The sequence below is a fragment of the Candidatus Neomarinimicrobiota bacterium genome (genome assembly GCA_016784545.1).
GTDB lineage: Bacteria > Fidelibacterota > UBA8477 > UBA8477 > JABMPR01 > JABMPR01.
The window spans coordinates 14683-39726 of the sequence record JADHUM010000014.1 but is presented as its reverse complement, the minus strand read 5'-3'; the positions used below and the strand labels follow the sequence as shown (position 1 = coordinate 39726).

Here is a 25044-nt window from a genome sequence, read left to right as displayed (position 1 = left end):
AATGCACATCTCTGCTGACATGCTTTTCTGGGTCCAACAGAAACGTTGGCTCTTGATCTCTCTGGCAGTGGGCATCTCTCTCTATTTCCTGGTTCCATCCCCTCAATCTTTAAGTGAGGATGGATACCACATTCTCATCATTATTTTGATGACCCTCATTCTTATCCTCAAAGAGCCCATTCCCCTTCCAGCCATTGCGCTTCAGTTGATTTTCTGGCAGGTCATCATCGGAGGCAGCACTCCCAATGAGGTGGGCGGTTATTTCATGAATGATGCCGTTTTCTTTATCATGGGTTCGCTCATGCTGGCCGTAGCCATTGTGAGTCAGGGTCTGGACAAACGGCTGGCGCTGGGAATCATCCGGTTTACTGGGAATAAAACCTGGAGCATCGTGGCCGGTTTTACGGCAATCTCTGCCATTCTTTCAAGCTTTGTTGGTCCCCACATGGTGACCGCCATGATGCTTCCTGTTGCTCTAACTCTGATTCGGTTTACAGGGAAAAAAGGGAAATCAAATACTGGACTTATTGCTGCTCTACTCTTCTCGATAGCCTATGGAGCAACCACAGGATCGATCGGGACGCCCTCTGGTGGTGGTCGTAATGTGATCATGATGAATTACTGGGCTGAATTTGGATCAGGCACTCTGAGCTATATCGAATGGATGAAAATGGTTTATCCCATGGTATTGATTGAGATCCCCTTTACCATTTTTATCATATTAAAGACCTTTCCGCCTGAATTGCAGAATCTTGACACGGCAGTTAGGCGACTCTCTGTGGAGGTAGCTCATGCTGGTAAGATGTCTGCCAAAGAGATATTCTCGCTCGTCTTGTTTGGAGGTGTTCTTTATGGCTGGATTGTTTTGAGTGAAGATTATGGATTGGGGAGTATCGCACTTATTGGAATTTTTCTGTTTATGGCTTTTGGTCTGGTTTCCTGGAAGGACCTCAGCAAAGGTGTGAATTGGGGAGTTATCCTTCTTTTTGGAGCGACAATCTCAATTGGTGTCCAGATGAAAAATACGGGAGGTGCTGCCTGGTTGGCTGAAGGGAGTGTCAATCTGCTCCAGAGCTTGATTCCAAATATTGATGCCTTGCGTGCAATTGTCTCTGTAGCCTTAAGCGGGGTCCTGTCAAATCTTCTCAGTAGCTCAGCCACAGTAGCCGTGGTGGGTCCTGTCGTTCTGAACCTGGGAGGAGATCCCATCCTTCTGGGTCTGGCATCGGTCATATCCTCGGCCTTTGGATATTTTACTGCTGTTGCCGCTCCAGCTTGTACCATCATTTATTCCAGTGGATTGGTAAAAGCCCCTGACTTCCTCCGGGCTGGTTGGAAGATGGCCATTATGTCCATCATTTCCCTGGCTCTGGTGGCTCTGGTTTGGTGGCCGCTTTTTAGATAGACAATGAACCCCAGATTACAACCAAGGAATTCAAGAATGTCATCCCGAGCGGAGTCGAGGGATACAAGGTAAACGAATTATCACCTTCCTCGACTCCGCTCGGGATGACGAATCCCATTTCCTCAGTTTTCGAAAGAAATGGGGTCAAAGCTGTTCGTTAATCCCTGATTAATGAGTTATCTTTCGACCATGCAAAATTATGATGTAATTGTACTGGGTGCCGGTATTAACGGTTGTGGTATTGCCGAAAATCTGGCTCGAGCTGGCAAGCAGGTTCTGCTGCTGGACAAAGAGGGTGTTGGGCAGGGGACTTCTTCAAAATCTTCACGGCTCATTCATGGTGGATTGCGATATCTGGAAACGGGTCAAATTCACCTCGTTTATGAGGCCCTCCATGATCGTCAACGACTTATAGACAAATATCCGGATCTGGTACAGCCCAGACGGTTTTTTCTGCCCATCTATAAAAGTAGTCCCAGACCTGCCTGGATGATAAGAATTGGATTGTGGATGTATGACCTGCTTTCAGGCGCACAAAAAGTAGGACATTCCAGAACTGAGGATATTGCAAAATTTAAATCAAAGTTTCCGGCATTTATTGAAGACGGATTGAAATCCGTTCTATCCTATGTGGATGCCAAGACCCATGATCGCCAGCTAACGCGAAGAGTAGCGGATGATTTTCAGGATCTGGGCGGAAAGGTTATTGTCCATTGTGATATTGAAAGTATTGACTGGAATATGGATGGATTTGAGCTGCATTCAAAATCAGGAGATTTTGCAGCACCAATCCTGGTAAATGCTACTGGACCCTGGCTCAATGAGGTCAACGAAAAATTTGATCTCCCTGCCCGATTCCAAATCCGCAAGGTGAGTGGGATTCATCTCATATTTGATGGTCTCATCGTACCCGAACTCATGTTCATGCAAACCAAAGAAAAGCGCATATTTTTTGTTATTCCTGAGCCTGAAAATGACCAGACACTCATCGGTACAACTGAACGTGAAGAAGATTGTGACATGGATGACCTGGATGCTCAGGAAAGTGATATTCAATATCTGCTGGATCAGGTAAATGTCTATTTAAAACCAGACTTTCAATTTCAGAGAGAAGATGTGAGGGATATCTATATCGGGGTCAGACCTCTGGTTCGCAGAAAGGGTGATGTCACTGATGTCAGTCGCGAATACAAGCTGGATTTACATACCAGGGGAGATACGAAACTTCTGCACATTTTTGGAGGCAAGTTGACGACCTATTTATCTCTGGCTGAGAACGTGGCAGATGTCCTGAAAATCAAGAAGTAATCTGGTCGTGTCCCAAAATATCAAGCTGAAGGGGGCTTTATGCTCAAGAAAATAATTATCGGGATCTTTGTTGTGCTTTTATTAGGTGGTGTCTATTTGAACCATTATCTGAGAGTGGGTATTCCGGATCACGAAGGCAGCATTATTGTTAAAGGGCTGAAAAAGGAGGTATCCATTTTAAGAGATGCATCAGGAATTCCGCATATTATTGGAGAAACTGAAGCAGATGCATTTTTTGCTCTGGGGTATGCCATGTCTCAAGACAGACTATTCCAGATGGAGTTTTTAAGAGCAGCTGGTAATGGCAGTCTCAGTGAAATTCTGGGTGAAAGCATGGTAAAATCAGACAAATTTCTGCGTCGAATCATGCTGAGACCCAGAAATGCTGAGGACCTGTTTAATACCTTCCCGCCTCGAGTTCAGTCCATGTTGACCGCTTTCAGAGATGGGATTAATGCCTTTATCAAAGATGATCCTGATTTACCCATTGAGTTCAGACTGCTGGGCCATGCGCCCATGCTCTGGAGTATTGCGGACATGATGGCCATCGTCAAGCTTCAAAGCTGGCAGCTCTCTTACAACTATGACATGGAATTAATCTATCGCCAACTAAATGAAAAACTTGGCGTGGAAAGGGCAGCTGAGCTGTTTCCATATTATGCTCCTGAACACCTGAAACTGCTAGATGCTTTTGGAAAAACCAAATCAGGAGATTCAGAATTGATCTCACAGGCTACCCAGCTCCGGAAACTTCTGGGAACCAATGGCGGCAGTAATAACTGGGTCGTTTCTGGTGAACGATCAGTCTCTGGTAAACCCTTGTTGGCATCAGATCCACACCTGCATGGCTCAAGACTCCCAGGACCCTGGTACTTTGCTCACCTGAGTGCTCCCGGTCTGGATGTAGCTGGCAGCTTTTTCCCTGGTTTACCCACTGCCTTGATCGGTCACAACCGCAACATTGCCTGGGGTATCACCAATATGGGACCCGATGTTCAGGATCTCTTTATCGAAGAGATCAACCCTGACGACCCCACACAATACATGTACAAAGACGAATGGCTGGACTTTGAAATTATCCCACAGGAGATTCGCATTAAAGACAGCGAGGAGGAAGATGGATTCAGGATCGAAGATTTTGAGATTCGTAAAACCATTCATGGTCCCATTGTCAAAGAAGACGAGGAACTCCTGGCTCTCTCCTGGACGGGACACCAGTTTAATGAAGAGATGGAAGCATTTTACCGCTTGAATCATGCCCGGGATTGGGGAGAATTTTCACTGGCCTTGTCACACTTCTCCACAGCACCACAGAATTTTGTATATGCTGATACGGAAGGAAATATCGGCTATTATGGCGCAGGCAAGGTTCCCATCAGGAAAAGTGGTTCAGGCATATTTCCCGTACCAGGATGGACCGGTGACTATGACTGGGATGGCTATATCCCCTTCGAAGAAATGCCCCATATCTACAATCCTGAGGGGGGTATGATTGTTACAGCCAATGCCGAGCCTTATGGTGCAGATTATCCATATCCCATGCCAGGAGTTTATGCTCCTGATTATCGGACCCGTCGTATCAAAGATATGATTGAGTCCAAGGAAAAGCTCAGTCTGGATGATATGGCGGTGTTTCAGTTTGACAGGAAATCATATCTAGCGCCAATCTTTCTGAGTCATCTCATACCGTTTATCCCAGAATCCCAGCAAGTGGTTAGAGAGCTATTAGAAACCTGGAACCACGAACTGGATCCCAATGGGGTTGAGGGTTCCATTTATCATGAGACTTTGGAAACCTTCCTGAGATTGATCTGGGTGGATGAAATGGGTCTGGAATTGGCGGAAAAATATCTGGATACCTGGTACATATCACTGAATCGGTGGGTGGAAATGTTGGATGACAACTCATCCTCATGGTTTGATAAAATTGATACAGATATAATTGAGACCAGAGATGATTTGCTCTTGGAGGCATTCAAAACTGCCATGGGAAGTTTGGCACTGAAATTTGGCTCTGAAGACATTCAGACCTGGGAGTGGGGCATCATCCACAATATCACGTTTCATCACCCCTTTGAGGCCAAGGGAGGCCTTATAGAGAAATTCTTTAACTATGGCCCCTTTCCTTTTGGTGGTGATGGTGAGACAGTGAATCGTGGAACCCATAATTTTGATGCGCCCTACATGGCTGAAATGACTGCATCCATGAGATTGCTGGTTGATCTGTCCGACATATCTCGAAGCCGCATGGCCAACGCCTCAGGCCAAGTAGGGATGCCCCTTCACAAGCATTACACTGATCTAGTGGATATCTGGCTGGCCGGCGACTATGTGGATATGCATCTGGACCAGGCAGAATTTGGTGAGGTTCAGGAACTGCGGCTTATACCTAAGGATTGAGTTTTTAACCTCCCGCAGGTTTAAGTTTTTGACCTTGAAAGAATATAATTCCAAGCGGGGATTAGGATCCCCGCCTCGTAATCCTCAAATACCAATATATTTCACACCACTCATCTTCTCATGGGATTTGGGCCAAATAACTCTAATTTTACACATGGCTTCCATGAAAGGACATATTCTCATCTCCATGCCCCATCTGACTGACCCCTATTTCAATCGGTCTCTGGTGTTTATCTGCGAACATGATGAGAATGGAGCCATGGGTCTAATAGTAAATAAATCTTTTGATGATGAGGTGGTCAAGGAAGTCTTCCCCACTCTGATCATCAACGACGAAGCCATCAATGAAGTCATATCACCCATGTACTTTGGCGGACCAGTTTCGCTTGAACAGGGCTTTATTCTCCACAGCAGTGACTATGTCAACTCCGATACCCTGGAGGTGACAGAGGATTTTTCACTTACCAGTAATTCTGCTGTGATTGATGCCATCCAGGAAGGCGAGGGTCCTCGCTTTTTTAAGATGATGCTGGGATATGCTGGTTGGGGAGAGGGTCAACTTGAACGTGAAATAGAAAATGGTGACTGGCTGTTTCAGGAGGTCACACTTGAATTCATTTTTACAGGTAATGATTCAGAAAAGTGGATTTCAGCCACTCAAAGTTTTGGCATCGAAATGGCTCCCACCACAGGTGGACTGGCCTAGATATTCTTTTTTCTTCTACGACGAATAAAACGAATTTGGTTTACATCATCCCGGGCGAGCTGCAGGGGTGAGGCAATCTCCAAATTCTTGGGTTGATCACGTTTCGAGATCGCCCCGTCCTAACCGACTCGTGAAGACAGTCTAGCTAAACAACTCCAACTTTATCAGTGGCACCGTGTAGCGTCATCCCTCGACTCCGCTCGGGATGACGGTCTGAGAACTTATCACCCATTAAATAACGGATGACTCCAGAAGTTTAATAGAGCCCTTATCACCATCAATTTCTGCATTGATCCCCAAGGGGATGGTGAATTTATTCTCAATATGACCTATCATGGAACCGAACCAGGCTGGAATACCCAGGGGTTTGATATGATCATCAAGGACTTCTTCCAGGGTGAATGACCCATAACTTTCACCAGAATCACAGCTACTGCACTTCCCAAAGACGAATCCTGAAATCTCATCCAGGATACCCGCCAGTTTGAGCTGAGTGAGCATACGGTCAACTCGATAGGGGGCTTCATCAACTTCTTCCAGGAAGAGGATATTGTTTTTGAAGTCAGGAAGATAGTCTGAGCCCACCATGGATGAGAGGACTGATAGATTGCCACCCAATAACTTGCCGGTGGCCTGCCCACCATGGATAGTCAGTACGCGGTCTTTCACCTGGGTGAGATTGTCCCCCTTGTCAGTAGGATTTTCCATGGTGAAGGCCTGACCTTCAAACAATAGACGTTTCACGAAATCAGTTGAATATTCATTCCAGGTAGATATGCCTACGGGGCCATGAAAGGTGACCAGCGAGGTTTTGGCATTAAGGGCCAGAAGCAGACTGGTGATATCACTATAGCCCATGATAATTTTGGGGTGCTTCTCGATGGTTTTATAGTCAATAAAATTCAGAATACGATTGCAGCCCCAGCCACCCCTGAGGGTGATGATGGCATCAACATCTGGATCAGCATACATACTGTTCACATCGGCGGCTCTGGCCTCATCGGTTCCGGCGAGATATCCATATCGATCCAGGAGATGGGCCCCAGCCTTCATTTTGAGACCAAGTGCCGCAAAAGTTTCTTCGGCAATGACTACATCTTCGGGGTGGAAGGTGGCGCCTGCAGGATTGATGAGCCCCACCGTTTGCCCAGGTTTCAGACGTGGTGGTTTCAGGGTTGATTTTGAGAATATTCCAGCTGCGGATGCCAGGGGAGTCTGTGTGGCTACCAGTCCAGTTCCAACCATCTGTAAAACTTGCCTGCGTGTGATGCTCATTGCGACCTCATATATGAATGTTGCCTTAAACTAGTTTGAATTCAAAGTGTTAGCAATTGTAAGCTTTGAATACTTGTCGAATGGCACCTGTATCTGTAACTTTCAACTCAATTCAAAGGGGGTTATCGTGAAATTAATTCTAAACCTGTGTTTTATGTCCGGCCTGCTTTTTGGGCAGGAGGTTCATTTTTCTTTTTATGAGCACACCACCCAAAGATTCGAAATCCCCTTCGATACTACCTTTCGTGCGTACAAAGCACCCTACGATCTTATAGAAACCGGACAATCACCGATGCTCCAGATGATTTTTAATGGTTGTCACAACAGAGAATTCCATATCGACAACATCCGTTTCCCGTCCAATGCCTATATCAATTTTGAGGAGGATCTACCCGAGCTAACAACATCAGTTGGTATCTCACAAGCCCTTCTGGTTGAACATCCATCAGATTCCGGGTTTGTTTTACACATCGAATTTGATTCGAACCACCTGGGTGTAGATACTCTGAGAATTTCGCAGCCTGATAGTTGGTATCCTGTCGTCCCTGATTTGGTGGGGCTGGAATTTCAAGCCGATGCTTCGATCCAGTTCAATAAATATTTCAAACCACCTGAATTGGCCAGATATGATGTGAATGTTGATGATTGGGGCTTTCGGACTGTTTTGGCTGAGAAGTATAATGAGACGACCACAGTCGATTTAACAATATATACTGTAAGGAGGCATCATTTTCGCACTGGGGGTTCTCATGAAGTTTATGTTATTGATCAAACCTACACGAATTCCAATGCCCGGCAAAACATACTGGACCTGGATGAGATGATCTTTGATTTCGAGTTACCCATTGATGAGTATGCCGGTGGTGATACCTCCTGGGGTTCCTTTCTCTCACATGAGTATTATCAGGAAGTGTTTGGGGAGATTACTTTTGTAAAAATAATGTCTCCCTTTGGTCCCATAGGACACAATTTACATTTCGCCTATGGGGTTGGGTTGATTCGGGAGGATTTTCCCGGCACCTCAGTGCATGCAGATCTCGTGGGCTTGCAAGATCAAGGTGAGGTCAGGGGTGACATGAATTTACCTGTTTCCCTGTCACTGGGAGTGAATTTAGAATCACCAGGTATACAAATTTTTCCTCCTGATACGAATTGGTATCATTATACTATTCCTGTTTCAGACCTTCATAGATATCCTCCCATGCCTACCACATCAGATAGTTTAAGGCTGATTTTAACACCTCAAATCCTGGTGAGAAATCATGATTCTGGAGCCTTGCTTTTTAATGGCATCTCGCTATGGTCTGGCCAGGATATACGCTTTGATTATGGTACGTTAAATCACAATGAGTGGCATTTTGATTCAGCACTAAATGGCAGTGATATATCCTGGGGCTATAGTCAAAATGCTCCACCAGATAGTACTGGACCAAGTAGCCTTCTGCAGTTCTCCAATGGATGGGTAGGGGGACTCCATTTTGTGGGGTGGGCTGAGCACACCGTATATTTTTCAACACCCCTGATTAATGCAAACACTTCACTTCAATTCTGGATGAAACAGCCATTAATCATGACTAATATTAATGAATATGCAGTTGTCATTCCTGACGAAATGGGAGTGCTCAATGCTTACCCAAATCCATTTAATGGAGAGGTAGCACTGATTATTCGCCTGGCTGAGGATGTGGATCAGCAGGAATTATCCATTTATGATTTAAAGGGGCGTCGAATTAGGACAATTAAATTCGAAGGCGCGCAGCGTCTGCTTGAGATCTCATGGAGGGGAGATGACCAGAGCGGTCATTTGGTAGAGTCTGGAGTCTATTTAGCCACTCTCAGTAGCAAAAATCAACCTGTGGGTGAAATTCAAAAAATAATTATGTTAAAATAAGTGATTGATGTATAGTTGTATACAATCCGACTTGAAACTGGGGAGTTAAAATTGATTATGAAGAAAATGTGCCTGGTATACCTGATAATTGCTGTGTTATCAATTTCTCAATTAATGGCGTTTGAATATGTGGATAATCCCAATAATCCGATTTTTAATGGGTCCCAATCCTGGGATGATTTAGCCGTCATTAATCCAACCGTTCTGTATGAAGATGGGGCCTATAAAATGTGGTTTGGTGGTCGCAATGTGGGACTTCCAATTCAAATTGGATATGCCACTTCCCAGGATGGCATCGTGTGGGATGAACTTCCGGCCCCTGTCCTCACCGTTGGTTCAGGTGAAGATTTCGATTCCCAGGATCTTAAGTCCATCTGGGTTTTGCATGACGAGGATGAATATAAAATGTATTACACCGCAACGAATTCATCAGCAATGCCCCGGCTTGGACTGGCTACAAGTCCTGATGGTATCACCTGGACCAAATATGCTCAAAATCCCATTTTGGAATTGGGCCAAACTGGCAGTTGGAATGAATACAGGTCACATAATGCTTCAGTAATCAAACGAGATGGCCTCTATTATTTGTGGTTCACGGGGAGCAACACCAATTCAGAGGTGGGAATTGGCCTGGCCTACTCAACAGATGGGATAGGCTGGGAGGAGGATCAACAAAGTCCAGTCCTTATGACTGCTTCCACTATTGAATGGGAATCTACCTATCTGACATTCCCCGCAGTCGTTTTGAGGGAAGATGGCAGTTTCTTGATGGCGTATATGGGTTTTGATGGACTTTATCGACAGGTTGGTTTAGCGACTTCCCCAGATGGCGTTCAATGGACCCGGCATCCAAACAATCCCATTATCCCACACGGGGCAGTCGGCAGTTGGAATGAAGAAACGAGTACGGGACCCAGCATAGCCATCATTGAGCAGGGTCTCTATCGGATGTGGTATGCCGGGAACTCGATTTACAGCACCTCAACCACCTGGTCATTCGGACAGGGGGATATCTTTTTTGATCCCATGGGTGATATCAACTATGACTACACCCTGAACATTTCTGACGTGATCCAGCTGGTGAGCATCATACTGGGCAATCATGAGGCAAGTGAGTACCAGCTTGGCATGGCCGATCTCAATCAAGATGATGCTGTTGATGTGTCCGATTTACAAGTGATGATAAACACCATTTTGGACTAGAAGGCCACCTATTCGAGCATTCTGTTTCCCTCGCCATACTAGCTATATCATAGTAATTCAATCTGGATCTGGATTAATTTGACAGTTCATATTTTCAAAAGGACATTCTGAATGAAGAGCATTCCCAATCAAGGAATAGATCAAAGCAAAATTTTGGACGAGATGCGTGAGTATGGCGGACAGGATGTGAATTATCGCGACTCCCGCACCTGGAGCCTGGTCTACCACCTGGATGATAAGCATACTGAATTCCTGAAACAGGCCTACGGCCTTTATTTCTCTGAAAATGCCCTCAATCCCATGGCCTTCAAAAGCCTGAAGCGCTTTGAAACAGATATCATCAATATGACAGCCACTATGCTCCATGGCGATGATAAAGCCGTAGGTACCGTGACATCAGGTGGTACAGAGAGTTGTCTTCTACCGGTGCTGACCTATCGTGACCGGGCAAAAGCTCTCAGAAAACTGCCCTTTAAACCGGAAATGATTGCTCCAGAGAGCGTTCATGTGGCCTTGAGCAAAGCTGCCAAATATTTTGGGGTCAAAATTAAGTACGCCCCCCTCAAGTCAGATTTCCGCGTGGATGTTAGTGCAGTAAAAAAAATGATCAATCGTCGCACCATCATGCTGGTTGGTTCGGCTCCATCTTATCCCCATGGTGTGATAGACCCCATTGAGGAACTGGGGAGGTTAGCACTCCAGCATGATTTACCCCTCCATGTGGATGCTTGCCTGGGTGGATTTCTACTACCCTTTATTGAAATGAATGGCGGACAGATCCCCGCTTTCGATTTTCGAGTACAGGGTGTGACATCCATTTCTGCCGATGTGCATAAATATGGTTTTGCAGCCAAGGGGGCATCTACAGTCATTTATCGTAATATGAGCGATATGAAGCATCAATTTTTCATCCATGAGGATTGGCCCGGTGGCGTTTTTGCATCACCCGCTTTGTTAGGGACCAGACCTGGGGGCTCCTTTGCAGCTGCCTGGGCTGCCATGCATGCCCTTGGTGAAGATGGGTACAAGGAAAATGCCCAAAAAATTATGAGTATCACTCAAGAACTGCAAAAAGGCATTAATGCCATAGAAGGTCTTGAGGTTTTGGGTCATCCTGATATGAGTGTGTTTGCCTATCATTCTACCGATGAAAAGATCAATATTTTTGCAGTGGGTGATCAAATGGAAGCCCAGGGCTGGCAGATTGATCGATTGCAGCGCCCTGAGGGTCTGCATGTCATGGTGGTTCCAGGTCATGGGAAAATTACTCAGGAGTATCTCAATGATCTCCAATCGTCAGTTGAAGCGGTCCGTTCCAACCCCAAGCTGGCAGCCAAAGGCAATGCAGCCATGTATGGCATGATTGCTAATCTTCCTTTTAGAGGGATGATCAAGAACGAAGTCATGAAGATGATGGAAGGGATGTATAGTTCCCAGGGTCAGATGCCAATGGATGCTGCGGACACTCCCTGGCTGGTTGAAAAGGTGGCTGGATTTATGCATAAAATTAAATCAAAGAAATCAGGGAGATAGGGACACAACCCAACTGGTTTTGCTTTGCCGCTGACGACAATACAATAAGTTGTCAGCAAGGTCACAAGACTAAAAATATTATCATGAAATTGGGGAGTTAAAGATGAATTACGACCACATCGGCCAGATGATCACCATTAAAATTGCTGAGTATGGTGATAATACCGCTCTGAGATATAAGATTGGAGATGGCTGGGCGTCTTTGACCTACAGAGAATTTGGTGAAAAAATCACCAATCTCGCCTGCGCCATGATACAGTCCGGTGTAAAGCAGGGTGATTCGGTGGGCATCTATTCCGCCAATCGCTACGAGTGGGCAGTTAGTGATTTTGCCTGCATTCTGGTTGGCGCCATTTCAGTTCCCATTTATGCCACCAATACCCTGGATCAGGCCAAATACATTATTCAGGATGCCGGTATCAAGCTGATTTACGTGGGAAACCTGGAACAGTATAACAATCTTGCCACCATCCATAAAGATGGTCACCCCCTCCAGGTGGTTTGCTATGATCCAGCCATAGAGATTGACGCCACATTCGCCATCTATTTCAGAGATTATCTGAATGTCCAGGATCAGGAAGAGCTGACCAAAGAAATGAATCTCCGTTCCGGAAAAATCAAAACAGATGATGTCACCACCATTATTTATACCTCTGGAACAACGGGGCACCCCAAAGGGGTCATGTTATCCCATGGAAACTTGTTTCATCAGTTTGAGTGTGTGGATGCGAATTTCAATGTTAGCTCAAAGGATGTTTCCCTGTGCTTTTTACCCCTAAGCCATGTTTATGAACGCATGTGGTCCTATTATGTCTATCTCAAAGGGGCCGTTCAGACCTATCTGGAAGATCCAAAACAGGTTATAGAAACCATGCAGGAAGTCAAGCCCACTGCCATGGTATCTGTTCCCAGACTTTATGAAAAAATCTATGGGGCTGTAATGAACTCGCAAGAAAGTGCCTCATCAATCAAACGTTTTCTGTTCAAAAAGGCTATTGAGACAGGTACGATTTATAACAATCTGTTTTTCAGGAAGCAGGAAATTCCATCTGGTCTGGCGATGAAATACAAGATTCTGGATAAATTAGTCCTTTCCAAGGTTCGGGCCGTTGTGGGAGGGGACAAGAATTTCTTCTCAGCTGGTGGTGCCCCCCTGGACAAAAGTATAGAAGAATTCTTCCTGGCCTGTGGTCTCCTGATCTGTCAGGGTTATGGATTGACCGAAACATCACCCATGATCTCATACAACACGCCGGATAATTTCAAATTTGGCACTGTGGGGAAGTTGGTACCCAACTGTGAAGTCAGAATCGCAGACAATGGTGAAATCCAGGCCCGGGGTCCCCAGATTATGAAAGGCTATTTCAATAACCCAGAAGCCACAGCCGAAAGTATTGTGGATGGCTGGTTCAAAACAGGTGATGTGGGTGAGTTTGACGAGGATGGCTTCTTAAAAATCACAGATCGTATCAAGGATTTGATCATCACGTCTGGAGGAAAAAACATTGCGCCACAGAACATTGAAAAATTGATCGGTAAGGATTTTTTCATTGACCAGATTATCGCTATTGGAGATAAGCGCAACTTTGTGAGTGCTTTAATTGTTCCGGCATTTGAAGGTCTGGAAGCCTGGGCTCATAAAAAGAAGATACAATTTCAGGACAATGAAGAGCTGATTGCCCATCCCCATGTTATTGAATTTTTCAAGGAGCGTATTGAAGCGCAGTCAAAGAAATTGGCCCAGTATGAGACCATTAAGAAATTCAAACTCATGGCCAAACCTTTTACCCAGGAGGGTGGCGAGATCACCCCAACCCTGAAACTCAAACGCAAGCAGATCAATGAGAAGTTCAAAGCCTTGATTGATGCGATGTACAACAAACAATAACCCTTCATGTGCTAGATAAAATGCTGGTTTCCTCTCTCAAAGGTTGCAAATTGTGACAAATAAAGTCATAGTGATTTATAGAGGGATGAAAAACCTGAAAAAAGGAGATGTCAAATGCTTACTTTTGATGTGAATTGGATAGCAATAGGAGTGTTAATGATTGTCAATATGGGTTTGGGCGCAGTTTGGTATGGTCCCTTGTTTGGCAAACCCTGGATGGAAGCCACGGGGATTAAACTGGAAGATATTGAAGGCAAGAACATGATGCCTCCCTATGTGGTGGCCATTCTGAATTCATTTTTCATGGCCTTCTTCATGGCCAATGTGATTGCCTGGACAGGTACTGCAAGTTTGGGAGGGGGACTCCTCCTGGGACTTTTCATGTGGTTGGGATTTACTGGCTTTTCCTTTGGTGTGAATCACGCCTTTGAAATGCGTTCACTTCAATTGTGGGCTATTAACTCCGGGATGTATCTGGTTGGTCTCCTCATTATGGGAGCCGTTCTGGCAATTTGGTAAGGAATCTAACCTTGCGAAGGTTGTCATCTCCGCTCTCAGAGCAACGATGGCCAGGTTAACCTTCGCAAGGTTAATCATGAAAAATTCTATTGCATCAGATCCGTTTAAATCCAAACATCAGCTTTAGCAGGCCTTTTAGTTTCAATGACCAGGCTCCACCAACTATCATCATAAATCCTACCCAACGTCGATAAACATATCCTGGAACCGGTGTCCAATAGAACTGTTTGTTGAGGGGCAAATAGTCATTCACAATGGCGCGTGCTTCTGTCATTTCCAGCAAGCCCAACTCACCATGGGTTCGTCCAACTCCGCTCTGTTTGAAGCCACCCCAGGGAAGATTGGGGATCCCGTGAGAAATCAGATGATTATTGATGGTGATAACTCCAGCTACCAATTGTGAGGCAATTTTGCGACCAAGGCGATGGTTCTTGGTCCAGACAGAGGCAGTCAGTCCAAGATCGGAATCGTTGGCCAGCTGGATGGCTTCTTCAATTGATTTGAAGGGCATCACACCGATGACAGGTCCAAAGGTTTCTTCCTTCATAACCCGCATTTGATGATTTACATCAGCAAGAATAGTGGCAGGGAGGGCTTGCGCTGTGGTTTCATCTATCTGGGACATGGCTTCAACCGTAGCTCCTTGAGCAATCGCCTCCTCCAATATTTTCCTCACAGCATCCCTTTGTCTGGAAGTTGTCATGGTACCGATATGAGTGTTCTTCTGATCAGGATTTCCGACCCGCAGTTTTTCCACCTTCTTTTTGAGAAGCTTCATAAAGGGTTTGTAAACATCACGATGCACATAAACACGTTCAACCCCGGCGCAACTCTGCCCCGAATTGGATAAACCCGCCCAGATTGCACCATTGACAGCCTTTTTAAGATTGGCCTCAGCACATACTATCATGGGATCATTGCCCCCCAATTCCAGGGAGACTGGTGTGAGGGTTTCTGCGGCTTTTTTCATGAGAATTTTGCCCACAGGAACACTCCCGGTAAAAAATAGCTTATCAATGCCAGCTTCGAGAAAGGCATCTCCAGCTATTCGTCCGGCAACATTTACCTGGATAAAAAGATCCTGGGGTAATTCCCCGGCATCCACAATTTTTTGAATAACCTGCCCCACCATCTGCGTTTCAGAAGCTGCCTTATAGAGAAGTCCATTGCCAGACATGAGGGCCATGAGGATTTCATGCATGGGAATGGCCAGGGGATAATTCCAGGGTGAAATGATACCTATGACGCCCATGGGAACATGCTGGAGACGATTGCGGGTGAAAAGACCGAATATATGGGAGCCTTTTATGCGACGCTCTCTTAACACCCTGGAAGCATGCTTGATATAGTAGTCGAAAGCTAAAACAGCAGATGAAACTTCAGTCATGTAGGCATCAGCCAGGGTTTTACCATTATCAGCAGAGATAATCCTGGCATATTCCTCTCCATTCTCGATCAAGTGATGTTGCATTTTTCTCAGGTGCTTTCCGCGCTCTGAAAAGGAAAATGCTGCCCATTTAGCCTGTGCTTTTCTGATTCTGGATACGGCGTGCTGAATATCTTCCAGTGTATTCTGAGGTATCTGACCCAAGGACTCGCCAGTGGCTGGATTGAAGGCTTCAGTGTGTGCAAGTGCTGACATAAACTCCCCTTTAATGGCTCAGAAAATGTATACGGAATGATGCGAGGGGCAATTTATTTTATCCTATATCGTAGAAAACCCAGGATCTATCTTTAAGGCTCTATTTGCTCAACCTTTAGACACGAATTTCTCGAATTGGACGAATTGACACGAAGCGAATCCTGATTAATAGTTTTTTTCTCAAAATTATTCATGGTATTTAATGAAAATTGGTGGCATTCGTGTCCAACACGCCTGTTTCTAGTTGTGCTGTCATCAGGATTTGTAATCTTGGCTAAATTCATGGTAGAAAAGATGCTCAGGAACGCATGTATTCCTGATGTTGTTTAGATTTTAAGGCAGTAACAAAGCTGAATTTGCTTATCTTGGGCACTATTGATTCAAGCAAAACGCATAACATATAAACCTATAGGTCCATTGATTAATTTGGATTACAAAATATGATCAGGATGAGATGATGAAGAAATTGACCACAAAAGATCTTTGTAGAACCACCGACGATGATGCCCTGAAATTTAAATCCACATCGGAACTTCCCAGCCTCAATAAAGTAATCGGACAGGAGCGTGCTGTGCGAGCACTTCAATTTGGTCTTGAGCTCCTGGCCCCGGGCTACAATGTTTTTGTTGGCGGGCTCCCTGGAACCGGTAAGAGTACCATTGTTAAAAACCTTGTTGAAAAGTTTGCGGCCCACAAACCGGTCCCTCCCGATTGGCTGGTGGTCTTCAACTTTCATGATGAATATCATCCCAGAGTCTTTCAATTGCCAGCTGGAGAGGGCAACAAATTCGCCAAACAAATGAAGCGTTTAATTAGCAGCTTAAGCGTTGATCTCCCCAAAGTTTTCACCGGTGAAATTTATGCCAAGCGGCAAAAGGAAATCACTGCGGAATTTGATACGGGTCGTGATGAAATAATTGCTGCCGTTAATGCAGAAGCTGCCGAACAAGGCATCCAGCTGAATCTCACTCAAGCAGGTTTTCAAACGATTCCACTTAAAGATGGCGTCCCCATGAATGAAGCTGATGTTTCTGCCCTTACTGAGGCGGAATTGGCAGCAATTAATGAAAAAATCAATCTCATCCAGGAGCATTTGCGGGAAGCCCTGCGCGATATGGCGGAATTGGAAGAAGAACGTGCTGATGTGATTGAATCGCTTCAAGGGAAAATTGCGCTTGATTCAGTAGAGCATCGCATCGGTAGATTGCTGGAGAACTATGCAGATCATCCTGAACTTTTGAAATATCTCGAGGAAGTCAGGGATGATATTGCCGAGCATGTCCAGGAATTTGTGGGTATGGATAGTGCTGGAGAAGGTGATGCGGAACCGAATCCCAGACAGAGTCATCATGCGTTAATGCAGAGATACCAGGTCAACCTGCTGGTAGATAATTGCCGTCAGAAAGGTGCACCTGTTATTGTTGATGCCAATCCTTCCTACTACAATCTTTTTGGTAGAATTGGGAAAGAGGCTGTCATGGGTGGCTGGTACAGTGATTTTACCATGATAACTTCAGGTGCCATGTTGCGGGCCAATGGTGGTTTCCTCATATTGGATATCCAAAATGTGCTTCAGAGTGCCAATGTTTGGGAGTATCTAAAACGGACCCTCAAAAACAAATCTTTGCAAATTGAAGATATTAATGAGCAGTATGGCTTAAACGCGACCACATCCCTCCAGCCAGAGCCGATTCCCCTTGATTTAAATGTGATTTTAATTGGTCGATCCGATCACTTTCACTATCTCCAGGAAGTGGATGATGCCTTTAATAAAACCTTTAAAGTTCGTGCAGATTTTGACTATGAAGTTACTCGCAATGCTCAAAATGAACTTCTCCTCTGTCAGTTCATCGCCAAAGTCTGTCGTGAGAGGAAATCACCCCATTTCACCTCTCAGGCAGCGACCCAGATTATTGTGTTCAGTTCAAGATTGGCTGGTGATAAAGGAAAGCTTTCTCTCCAATTCGGAACATTGGTTGGTCTCATTACTGAATCCACTCACTGGGCTAGAAAACAGAAACACCGTCAGGTTCAGATGGAAGATGTTCGGAAAGCCATCTCTGAAAAACGCTTCAGGGGGAGCCTTTACGAGGAGAAAGTGTGGGAGAATATCGCAAGTGAAACATTGATGATCGATGTTAGCGGTGAACGGGTTGGTCAGATCAATGGTCTGGCTGTTTACTCCATGGGTGACAATTCATTTGGAAAACCATCCAGAATTACTGCAACGGCCTATATGGGTAAGCCAGGTATTATATCGGTTGAACGGGAAGCAAAACTGTCTGGAAAAACCTATGACAAGGGCAATCTGATCATCAATGGCTATCTGGGCCAGACATTTGCCCAAAGCTTTCCTCTGTCTGTGACCATTACCCTTACTTTTGAACAGTCCTATGGGGGAATTGATGGAGACAGCGCCAGCTCCACAGAAATTTATGTTATTCTCTCTGCTCTTTCTGGCATCCCCATTAAACAGGGGATTGCCGTGACGGGCTCTGTCAACCAGTGGGGGGAGATTCAGGCCATAGGTGGTGTGAATGAGAAGATTGAAGGATTTTTCCATCTCTGTAAGCTACGGGGGTTGACCGGGGAGCAGGGAGTCATGATTCCATCTGCAAATGTAGATCATCTTATGCTTATGCCTGATATTCAAGCGGCAGTAAAGTCTGGGAAATTCAATATCTGGTCCGTTGACAATATTTCTGAAGGGATTGAGATACTTACAGGGGTAAAGGCCGGTGTTTTAAACAGGCATGGAAATTTTCCTGCCCGCACGGTATTTGGGGAAGCCCAGAATCAGCTGAAAAAGTATTTTGCTAAAGGTCAAAACTTGGCCAAACAGACATAGAAAAACCAGGGAAATAGCTATTACGGCTCAATAGTTGCTTTGTCCAATACTTGTGAAAAATAAATGGTGTCACAGATCATTCAGCATTGTTTTAGGGAGAGGTGGACGTTAGTTTTTGATCATGAGTGAACCGCAGTATTCAGGCCTTGACCTGTATCAAGATTCTTTCCTAAAACAGCGTATTATCCTTTTGGCTCATATCCAGAAACTGAGTTGTTTAGAAAACAAAGATTCAATCATTTTTAATCAAACAAACAATAGATTCGTATAGCGGGAGTTCGTATTCATGGCGAAAAAAGTAATTAGAATTAATGATGCAACCATTCGTTTCGCAGGAGACTCAGGCGATGGGATGCAATTGACAGGTACGCGCTTTACTGAAGCGACGGCAATTGTGGGAAATGATCTAAAAACCATTCCCAATTACCCTTCAGAAATCAGGGCTCCTCTTGGAACTCTTGCTGGTGTAAGTGCTTTCCAGCTCATGTTTGGATCTCAAAAGGTATTTACCCCTGGTGATTTACCAGACACATTGGTGGCAATGAACCCGGCTGCACTTAAGGTGCATTTGAGGGATTTGAAAAGTGGTGGGTCCATATTGGCCAACGCCAATGCGTTCACAGAGAAGAACCTCAAAATGGCTGGCTGGGAGGCCAATCCACTGGAGGATGGGTCTCTGGAAGGGTATATAGTATTCAGTATTGAAATGTCTAAACTGGTTGGCAAAGCTCTGGAGAATTCAGATCTGACCTCCAAGGGTATTGAGCGAACCAAAAACATGTTCGCCCTGGGTGTGCTCTTCTGGATGTACAATCGGCCGATTGAACCAACCGAAGACTGGCTGCGAAAAAAATTCGCCAAAAATCCTTCCGTCGCCGAAGCAAATATCACAGCAATGAAAACAGGTTTCAATTATGGTGAGACCACGGAAATATTTACAACCTCCTATGCTGTGGAGAAGGCCAACTTACCCAAGGGTAAATATCGAAATATTACCGGCAATGTTGCTGTTGCATATGGTTTGGTAGCTGCTGCCAAGAAAGCGGGCAAGGAATTGTTCCTGGGTTCATATCCAATTACGCCAGCCAGTGAAATCCTCCACACTCTGTCCACGCTAAGAAACTATGGCGTTAAAACCTTTCAGGCAGAAGATGAAATTGCGGGTATCTCCTCGGCTATCGGCGCCTCCTATGCCGGAGATTTAGCAGTTACCACAACATCCGGACCTGGTATGGCCTTGAAAACGGAAGCAATTGGACTTGCCATAATCACAGAACTACCCCTGGTGATTGTGAATGTTCAGCGCGGTGGCCCCAGTACGGGTATGCCTACTAAGATGGAGCAATCAGATCTCCTACAAGCTGTTCTCGGACGAAATAGTGATGCACGAATTCCAGTGCTTGCTGCCAAGGATCCAGCAGACTGTTTTGATTGTGCCTTTGAAGCTGCCAGAATAGCAATGAAATATATGACGCCAGTCATTTTGCTGTCGGATGGTTATCTGGGACAGGGTTCTGGTCCATGGCAAATTCCTGATCCCAAAACCCTTCCAGAAATTGTAGTAAATCATCCCAGTTCTTCAGATGGTGGTGAAGATGGATTTATGCCTTATGCACGGGATGAAAATGAGACTCGCCCCTGGGCGATTCCTGGAACACCTGGCCTGGAACATCGTATTGGTGGACTTGAAAAAGAGAACATTACTGGTATGGTCAGCCAGGATCCTGAGAATCATCAGTTGATGACTGACATCCGTGCTCGCAAGGTTGATAATATCAAACAGGATATCCCTCCTTCAGAAATTCATGGAGAACCCAAGGGCAAACTCCTGGTGTTGGGATGGGGTAGCACCCATGGAGTCATCCATGTTGCAGTAGATCGTGCCCTGGCCAAGGGACAGTCTGTAAGTCAGATGCATCTGCGCTGGGTGAGTCCGTTCCCATCAGATCTAAAGGCTATTTGTGATGGTTTTGATGAAATCCTCATTCCAGAGGTTAACTCGGGACAGTTGGCTCTGCTTCTCAAGGGTGAGCTGGTCAGAGAGATTCACCAGCTGAATATCGTACGGGGAGAACCCTTCCGTGCGTCTGAGATTGAAGATAAAATTAACGAGATCCTCGGTTAATCCCCGAGATATTGAATAGATAAGGTATAGAGAGATGAGTGAAACTAAGGTCGAAATTCAAGACTTGAATCTAACCAGGAAAGATTTCGTCCCCGGCAACGAGGTGCGATGGTGTCCAGGTTGTGGGGATTATTCAGTTCTGGCAAATATGCAAAAAACTCTGCCAGTCATGGGTGTAAAAAAAGAAAATTATGCATTTATATCGGGTATTGGCTGCTCAAGTCGCTTCCCATACTACATGAACACTTACGGCTTCCATTCAATTCATGGTCGGGCACCTGCCATTGCCTCAGGTGTTAAGTTGGCAAACCCGGATCTTGCTGTTTGGGTTATTACTGGCGATGGAGACGGATTCTCCATTGGTGGAAACCATATGATTCATGCCTTGAGACGCAATATTGACATGAACATCATGTTGTTTAATAATCGCATCTATGGTCTGACCAAAGGCCAGTATTCTCCCACATCTTTATTGGGCGCCAAGACCAAATCTTCACCCTTTGGGTCAATTGATCGTCCTTTTAACCCCAGTGCTGTCGCCCTGGGAGCCAATGCCACCTTTATTTCCCGAGCATTGGATGTGGACGCAAAAGGATTGCAGGAGAGCATCAAAAGAGCACAACGTCATAAAGGTGCATCTTTCATCGAGGTCTATCAGAATTGCATTATTTTTAATGATGGCGAATTTGAGTCCGTTGAGAATAAGGCCACCCGTCCTGATAATGCTCTGTTTGTCGTTCATGGAGAACCTATGATTTTTGGTAAGGAAAACGATAAGGGTATCATTATGAAGGACAACCATCCCAAGGTTGTTCACCTCGGTCAGGAATGGTCAGAAAAAGATCTTCTCGTACACGATGAAACCAATCAAATTATCACCAACTTACTGCTTGAGATGACCTTTGATCCAACCAACCCTACACCATTTGGTGTGCTGCGGGCTGTGGATGCTCCTACCTATGATGATATGATGATTGAGCAGATTAAAGAGGTCACAAAGATCAAAGGTGAAGGGACCCTTGAGAATCTTTTCTATAGCGGTGATGTTTGGGAGGTTAAATAGTTTAGGGGGTTATACATGTTTCAATACGATAAAAAAGTTCTGAAAAATCAACTGCTGGAATTAATTCGCCTTGCAGCCACGGATTTGCCTAAGGATGTAGTTGAAAGTATTCAGGCAGCCCAGCAGAATGAAGATGAAGGTTCAGCTGCCCGTAGTGTTTTTGGAATGATTCTAAAAAATATCGAGCTGGCTCGCGTTGAATCCACTCCGATCTGTCAGGATACCGGGACCAACATTTATCTCGTCCACATTCCAGAGGGCGTGGGCATGCGCAAGTTGACTGCCTTAATCCATGAAGCCACAGCTGAAGCAGTTGATAAGAGTTATCTCCGCCCCAATGCCGTGGACAGTATCACAGGTAAAAATTCTGGAAACAATATTGGTGAGGGACAGCCTTTTATCCATTTTGAAGAATGGGACAACGACTATATCGAATTCAAACTCATGCTCAAGGGGGGTGGATGTGAAAATGTATCCACCCAATACAAGCTCCCCGATGTAGGTCTGGGTGCAGGTCGTGATCTGGATGGTGTTTATAAAGTCATTGTGGATGCTGTTAATCAGGCCCAGGGTCTTGGGTGCGCTCCCGGAATTCTAGGTATAGGCGTCGGGGGTGATAGAACCACTTCTCACCTCACTGCAAAATCTCAACTATTTAGAAAAATGACAGACACGAACCCCAATTCAGATCTGGCCGAAATGGAATCAAAATTGTTAGCCGATTTAAATGAGCTAGGCGTTGGTCCCATGGGCTTTGGTGGCAAAACCACCATTCTAGGTGTAAAAATGGGAACCATGCACCGATTACCAGCCTCTTTCTTTGTCTCCATATCCTACATGTGTTGGGCATATCGTAGACACAGCATGATTCTGAATGGCAATGGGGAGGTGACTTATGATTAATTTGCAATTACCAATCTCCGAAGCAGACATACGTGAATTAAAGATGGGTGATGAAGTTGCTATTTCAGGTTTGATGGTTACTGCCAGAGATGCCGCTCACAAATACATCCATGAGAACTGGCCGGATTGGCTCAAGCCCATCATGGAAGACAGCATGATCTACCACTGTGGTCCGGTGGTCAAAAAGAATGAAGATGGTTCCTGGTCATTTGTCGCCGCAGGTCCAACCACGAGCATTCGTGAAGAACCCTATGAGGCTGCAGTGATGGAGCATTACAAAGTGCGAGCAGTGATTGGGAAGGGTGGTATGGGTGAAAAGACCCTTAATGGCCTGGCTAAATCCGGTGGTGTGTATCTCCATGCAATTGGAGGATTGGCCGCTTCCCTGGCAAAATCAGTTGTGAAAGTTCATGATGTATATATGCTGGATGAACTCGGTGTACCAGAAGCCTTCTGGCATATTGAGGTCAAGGATTTTCCTGCAGTGGTCACCATGGATAGTCATGGCGGTTCACTGCATAAAGCCATCAAAGCAAAATCAGATGAGGTTGCAAAAAAACTCATCTTTGGTTGAGGGCTCCATCAAAATGGATTTATCAAAATGGCCGGGTTTCCTGGCCATTTTTGTGTGTAATGATATCCATGCTTGTCATCCCGAGCGGAGTCGAGGGATAACTAGAATAATCAATTATCAGGCCCCTCGACTCCGCTCGGGATGACGGTAGGCATTTCTTGCATTTTTCCCCGCATTCTAAGGCGGGGAAAAGAAAGCTCCCAGATCAAAGGGCTTTAGCCCTGACGGATGATGATAATGATCCGGTTGGGGTTAAAACCCCTATATTATGTTGCGTAGTTTACCCCCGGCTTGAAAGCCGGGGTAAGTATAGAGAGTAAATCTAAATTACTCTCCTTAGCACCATTTTCCGGTGGGGAATTCCAGCCTCGTAAAAGATGCCACCGGTTGCTTCAAACCCCTGACGGGCGTAAAAAGGGATGGCGGAAACTTGTGAATTTAAATAGGCTGGTTCGGAATCCTCAATCTGATTAAGTACGAATTTCACCAGGGCTTCACCGACTCCCTTGCCTCTGGCTGATTTCAATACTGCAAAACGCTCAAGCTTGTGACCCCGCTCAGTTTTGCGCCATCGAGCAGTGCCGACTGGGACGCCATCCAGTCTTGCCAGGATATGGGTGGAATTCTGTTCGTATTCATCATACTCGATTTCTGGAGGAACCTGCTGCTCCACCACAAATACTTCCTCGCGTATTTGTCGCGATGCTTTTGTATCGCTATCAGAATGAATACGAGAAACCTTAATTAGGTTTTCAGGACTCAAAAATTCACGCCACTTTCGCTGGAGTGTCCTCAAGAGAGGTATTTCGTTTTTGGATCTGTCTCCATTTTTGTTCAAGCCGCGGACTGATGTATAGTGCTACAGCTATGACAGGCAGGGCTCCAATGATGTCTACGACGTAATGATATCTTAAATACACCGTAGCGAAGGGCAAGGAAAGGGCCAGGGGAAGCTGTATCCAGAAGAAGATCCGATGATAGCGCCAGGCCATAATCATAGTTAGTAAAACGATGCCATTATGCATAGATGGGAAGGCATCACGTACACGATGGGGAGACATATCAACAATGGTGTAGGTGAGCCATGAGAAAAAGGATGTGTCTTTCCAGATATCAACCTTATACAGTTCCGGAATCACCAGATATGGAGACGAGGCGGGAAAAATGATATAGCTGATAAAACCGATAAAATAGCTAATCATCATGGTCACCATTACGATTCTAAATTGCTCATGTCTCTTGTTCAGATAGAGGAGACCTAACAGGATCGGAGTCATGAAATAATAATTTAAATAAGTAAATGAGAACCAATCAGTAAGTTGAGGATGGTAAAATTTTTCAGCCCAGACAGTAGGCTGCATCCCCAAAAGTTTTTCATCCAGGTGTAACAGCGTATGGTGGATGTCCTGTGGGTTAATGAGAAATATGGTATCCTGAAGATTGAAATAAATAATCAGGATAAATAAAAAAGGTGCAAAATCACGAAAGATCTGGAAGCCCCGGTTTTCAGCATGAACCAGAATGGATCGATAGAATAAAAAGGTGAAAAAAGTGGAGGTAAGAATGCGAGAAATATTGACAATAATGTTTTGCGCTTCTGGTAGGTCGTTCATGAACATGTATAGGTTGGAGAAAGTGGCAAACAACACTGCGAATGTTATCAGTAATAGACCGATGACCTCCTCGATGCGAAGTGCCTGGAGCAGAGAATTAGTAAATAGGGTATTCCTCTTCATTGCTGGCAAAATAAGGCGGGGATGT

18 protein-coding genes are annotated in these 25044 nt (G+C 45.1%); 14 read left to right on the top strand and 4 right to left on the bottom strand.

Features of this window, described 5'->3' with window-relative positions; genetic code table 11:
* The first annotated feature begins 7 nt into the window (after window positions 1-7).
* The 4 genes from ISR87_04865 to ISR87_04850 all read left to right on the top strand — a co-directional run bounded on the left by ISR87_04865 (window position 8) and on the right by ISR87_04850 (window position 5819).
* The gene (locus ISR87_04865; GenBank protein MBL7024767.1) at window positions 8-1405 is read left to right on the top strand and encodes a DASS family sodium-coupled anion symporter; all 1398 of its coding nucleotides are present in this window, start codon (window positions 8-10) and stop codon (window positions 1403-1405) included.
* 189 nt (window positions 1406-1594) lie between these two features.
* Window positions 1595-2713: a glycerol-3-phosphate dehydrogenase/oxidase gene (locus ISR87_04860; GenBank protein ID MBL7024766.1), complete on the top strand. Its 1119-nt coding sequence runs from the start codon at window positions 1595-1597 to the stop codon at window positions 2711-2713.
* 39 nt (window positions 2714-2752) lie between these two features.
* Entirely contained in the window at window positions 2753-5113 is a 2361-nt protein-coding gene (locus ISR87_04855) for a penicillin acylase family protein (GenBank protein ID MBL7024765.1), read from the top strand.
* Between the two features lie 154 nt (window positions 5114-5267).
* On the top strand, window positions 5268-5819 hold the full coding sequence (locus tag ISR87_04850) for a YqgE/AlgH family protein (GenBank protein ID MBL7024764.1): 552 nt from the start codon (window positions 5268-5270) through the stop codon (window positions 5817-5819).
* 231 nt (window positions 5820-6050) lie between these two features.
* Here ISR87_04850 and ISR87_04845 read toward each other — a convergent pair whose 3' ends face one another.
* On the bottom strand, window positions 6051-7094 hold the full coding sequence (locus ISR87_04845) for an LD-carboxypeptidase (GenBank protein ID MBL7024763.1): 1044 nt from the start codon (window positions 7092-7094) through the stop codon (window positions 6051-6053).
* 127 nt (window positions 7095-7221) lie between these two features.
* Here ISR87_04845 and ISR87_04840 point away from each other — a divergent pair, with 127 nt between their 5' ends.
* The 5 genes from ISR87_04840 to ISR87_04820 all read left to right on the top strand — a co-directional run bounded on the left by ISR87_04840 (window position 7222) and on the right by ISR87_04820 (window position 14128).
* A complete protein-coding gene (locus tag ISR87_04840; protein ID MBL7024762.1) occupies window positions 7222-8985 on the top strand; it encodes a T9SS type A sorting domain-containing protein in 1764 nt (587 codons plus the stop codon).
* 57 nt (window positions 8986-9042) lie between these two features.
* Window positions 9043-10188: a hypothetical protein gene (locus ISR87_04835; GenBank protein MBL7024761.1), complete on the top strand. Its 1146-nt coding sequence runs from the start codon at window positions 9043-9045 to the stop codon at window positions 10186-10188.
* A 111-nt stretch (window positions 10189-10299) separates the two neighbouring features.
* Entirely contained in the window at window positions 10300-11721 is a 1422-nt protein-coding gene (locus ISR87_04830; protein ID MBL7024760.1) for an aspartate aminotransferase family protein, read from the top strand.
* Between the two features lie 103 nt (window positions 11722-11824).
* The gene (locus tag ISR87_04825; protein ID MBL7024759.1) at window positions 11825-13609 is read left to right on the top strand and encodes a long-chain fatty acid--CoA ligase; all 1785 of its coding nucleotides are present in this window, start codon (window positions 11825-11827) and stop codon (window positions 13607-13609) included.
* Between the two features lie 114 nt (window positions 13610-13723).
* A complete protein-coding gene (locus ISR87_04820; GenBank protein MBL7024758.1) occupies window positions 13724-14128 on the top strand; it encodes a DUF1761 domain-containing protein in 405 nt (134 codons plus the stop codon).
* 94 nt (window positions 14129-14222) lie between these two features.
* Here the strand turns inward: ISR87_04820 and ISR87_04815 are convergent, their stop codons facing one another.
* Entirely contained in the window at window positions 14223-15770 is a 1548-nt protein-coding gene (locus ISR87_04815) for an aldehyde dehydrogenase family protein (protein ID MBL7024757.1), read from the bottom strand.
* A gap of 454 nt (window positions 15771-16224) precedes the next feature.
* Here ISR87_04815 and ISR87_04810 point away from each other — a divergent pair, with 454 nt between their 5' ends.
* From ISR87_04810 to ISR87_04790, 5 genes are all read left to right on the top strand, one after another.
* Window positions 16225-18618, top strand: coding sequence for an AAA family ATPase (locus ISR87_04810; GenBank protein MBL7024756.1), 2394 nt, complete (start codon window positions 16225-16227; stop codon window positions 18616-18618).
* 286 nt (window positions 18619-18904) lie between these two features.
* On the top strand, window positions 18905-20743 hold the full coding sequence (locus ISR87_04805; GenBank protein ID MBL7024755.1) for a 2-oxoacid:acceptor oxidoreductase subunit alpha: 1839 nt from the start codon (window positions 18905-18907) through the stop codon (window positions 20741-20743).
* Window positions 20744-20777: 34 nt separating this feature from the next.
* Window positions 20778-21806 carry a 2-oxoacid:ferredoxin oxidoreductase subunit beta gene (locus tag ISR87_04800; GenBank protein MBL7024754.1) on the top strand — a complete coding sequence of 343 codons (1029 nt, stop codon included), beginning with the start codon at window positions 20778-20780 and terminating at the stop codon, window positions 21804-21806.
* A gap of 15 nt (window positions 21807-21821) precedes the next feature.
* Window positions 21822-22709 (top strand): fumarate hydratase, encoded by an 888-nt coding sequence (locus ISR87_04795; GenBank protein MBL7024753.1) that lies wholly within the window; start codon window positions 21822-21824, stop codon window positions 22707-22709.
* Window positions 22702-23283, top strand: coding sequence for a fumarate hydratase C-terminal domain-containing protein (locus ISR87_04790; protein MBL7024752.1), 582 nt, complete (start codon window positions 22702-22704; stop codon window positions 23281-23283). The genes ISR87_04795 and ISR87_04790 overlap by 8 nt, the downstream gene beginning before the upstream one ends.
* A 322-nt stretch (window positions 23284-23605) precedes the next feature.
* Here ISR87_04790 and ISR87_04785 read toward each other — a convergent pair whose 3' ends face one another.
* Together ISR87_04785 and ISR87_04780 are read right to left on the bottom strand one after the other, a co-directional pair.
* The gene (locus ISR87_04785; GenBank protein MBL7024751.1) at window positions 23606-24028 is read right to left on the bottom strand and encodes a GNAT family N-acetyltransferase; all 423 of its coding nucleotides are present in this window, start codon (window positions 24026-24028) and stop codon (window positions 23606-23608) included.
* Between the two features lie 22 nt (window positions 24029-24050).
* The gene (locus tag ISR87_04780; GenBank protein MBL7024750.1) at window positions 24051-25019 is read right to left on the bottom strand and encodes a phosphatase PAP2 family protein; all 969 of its coding nucleotides are present in this window, start codon (window positions 25017-25019) and stop codon (window positions 24051-24053) included.
* Window positions 25020-25044: the final 25 nt, after the last annotated feature.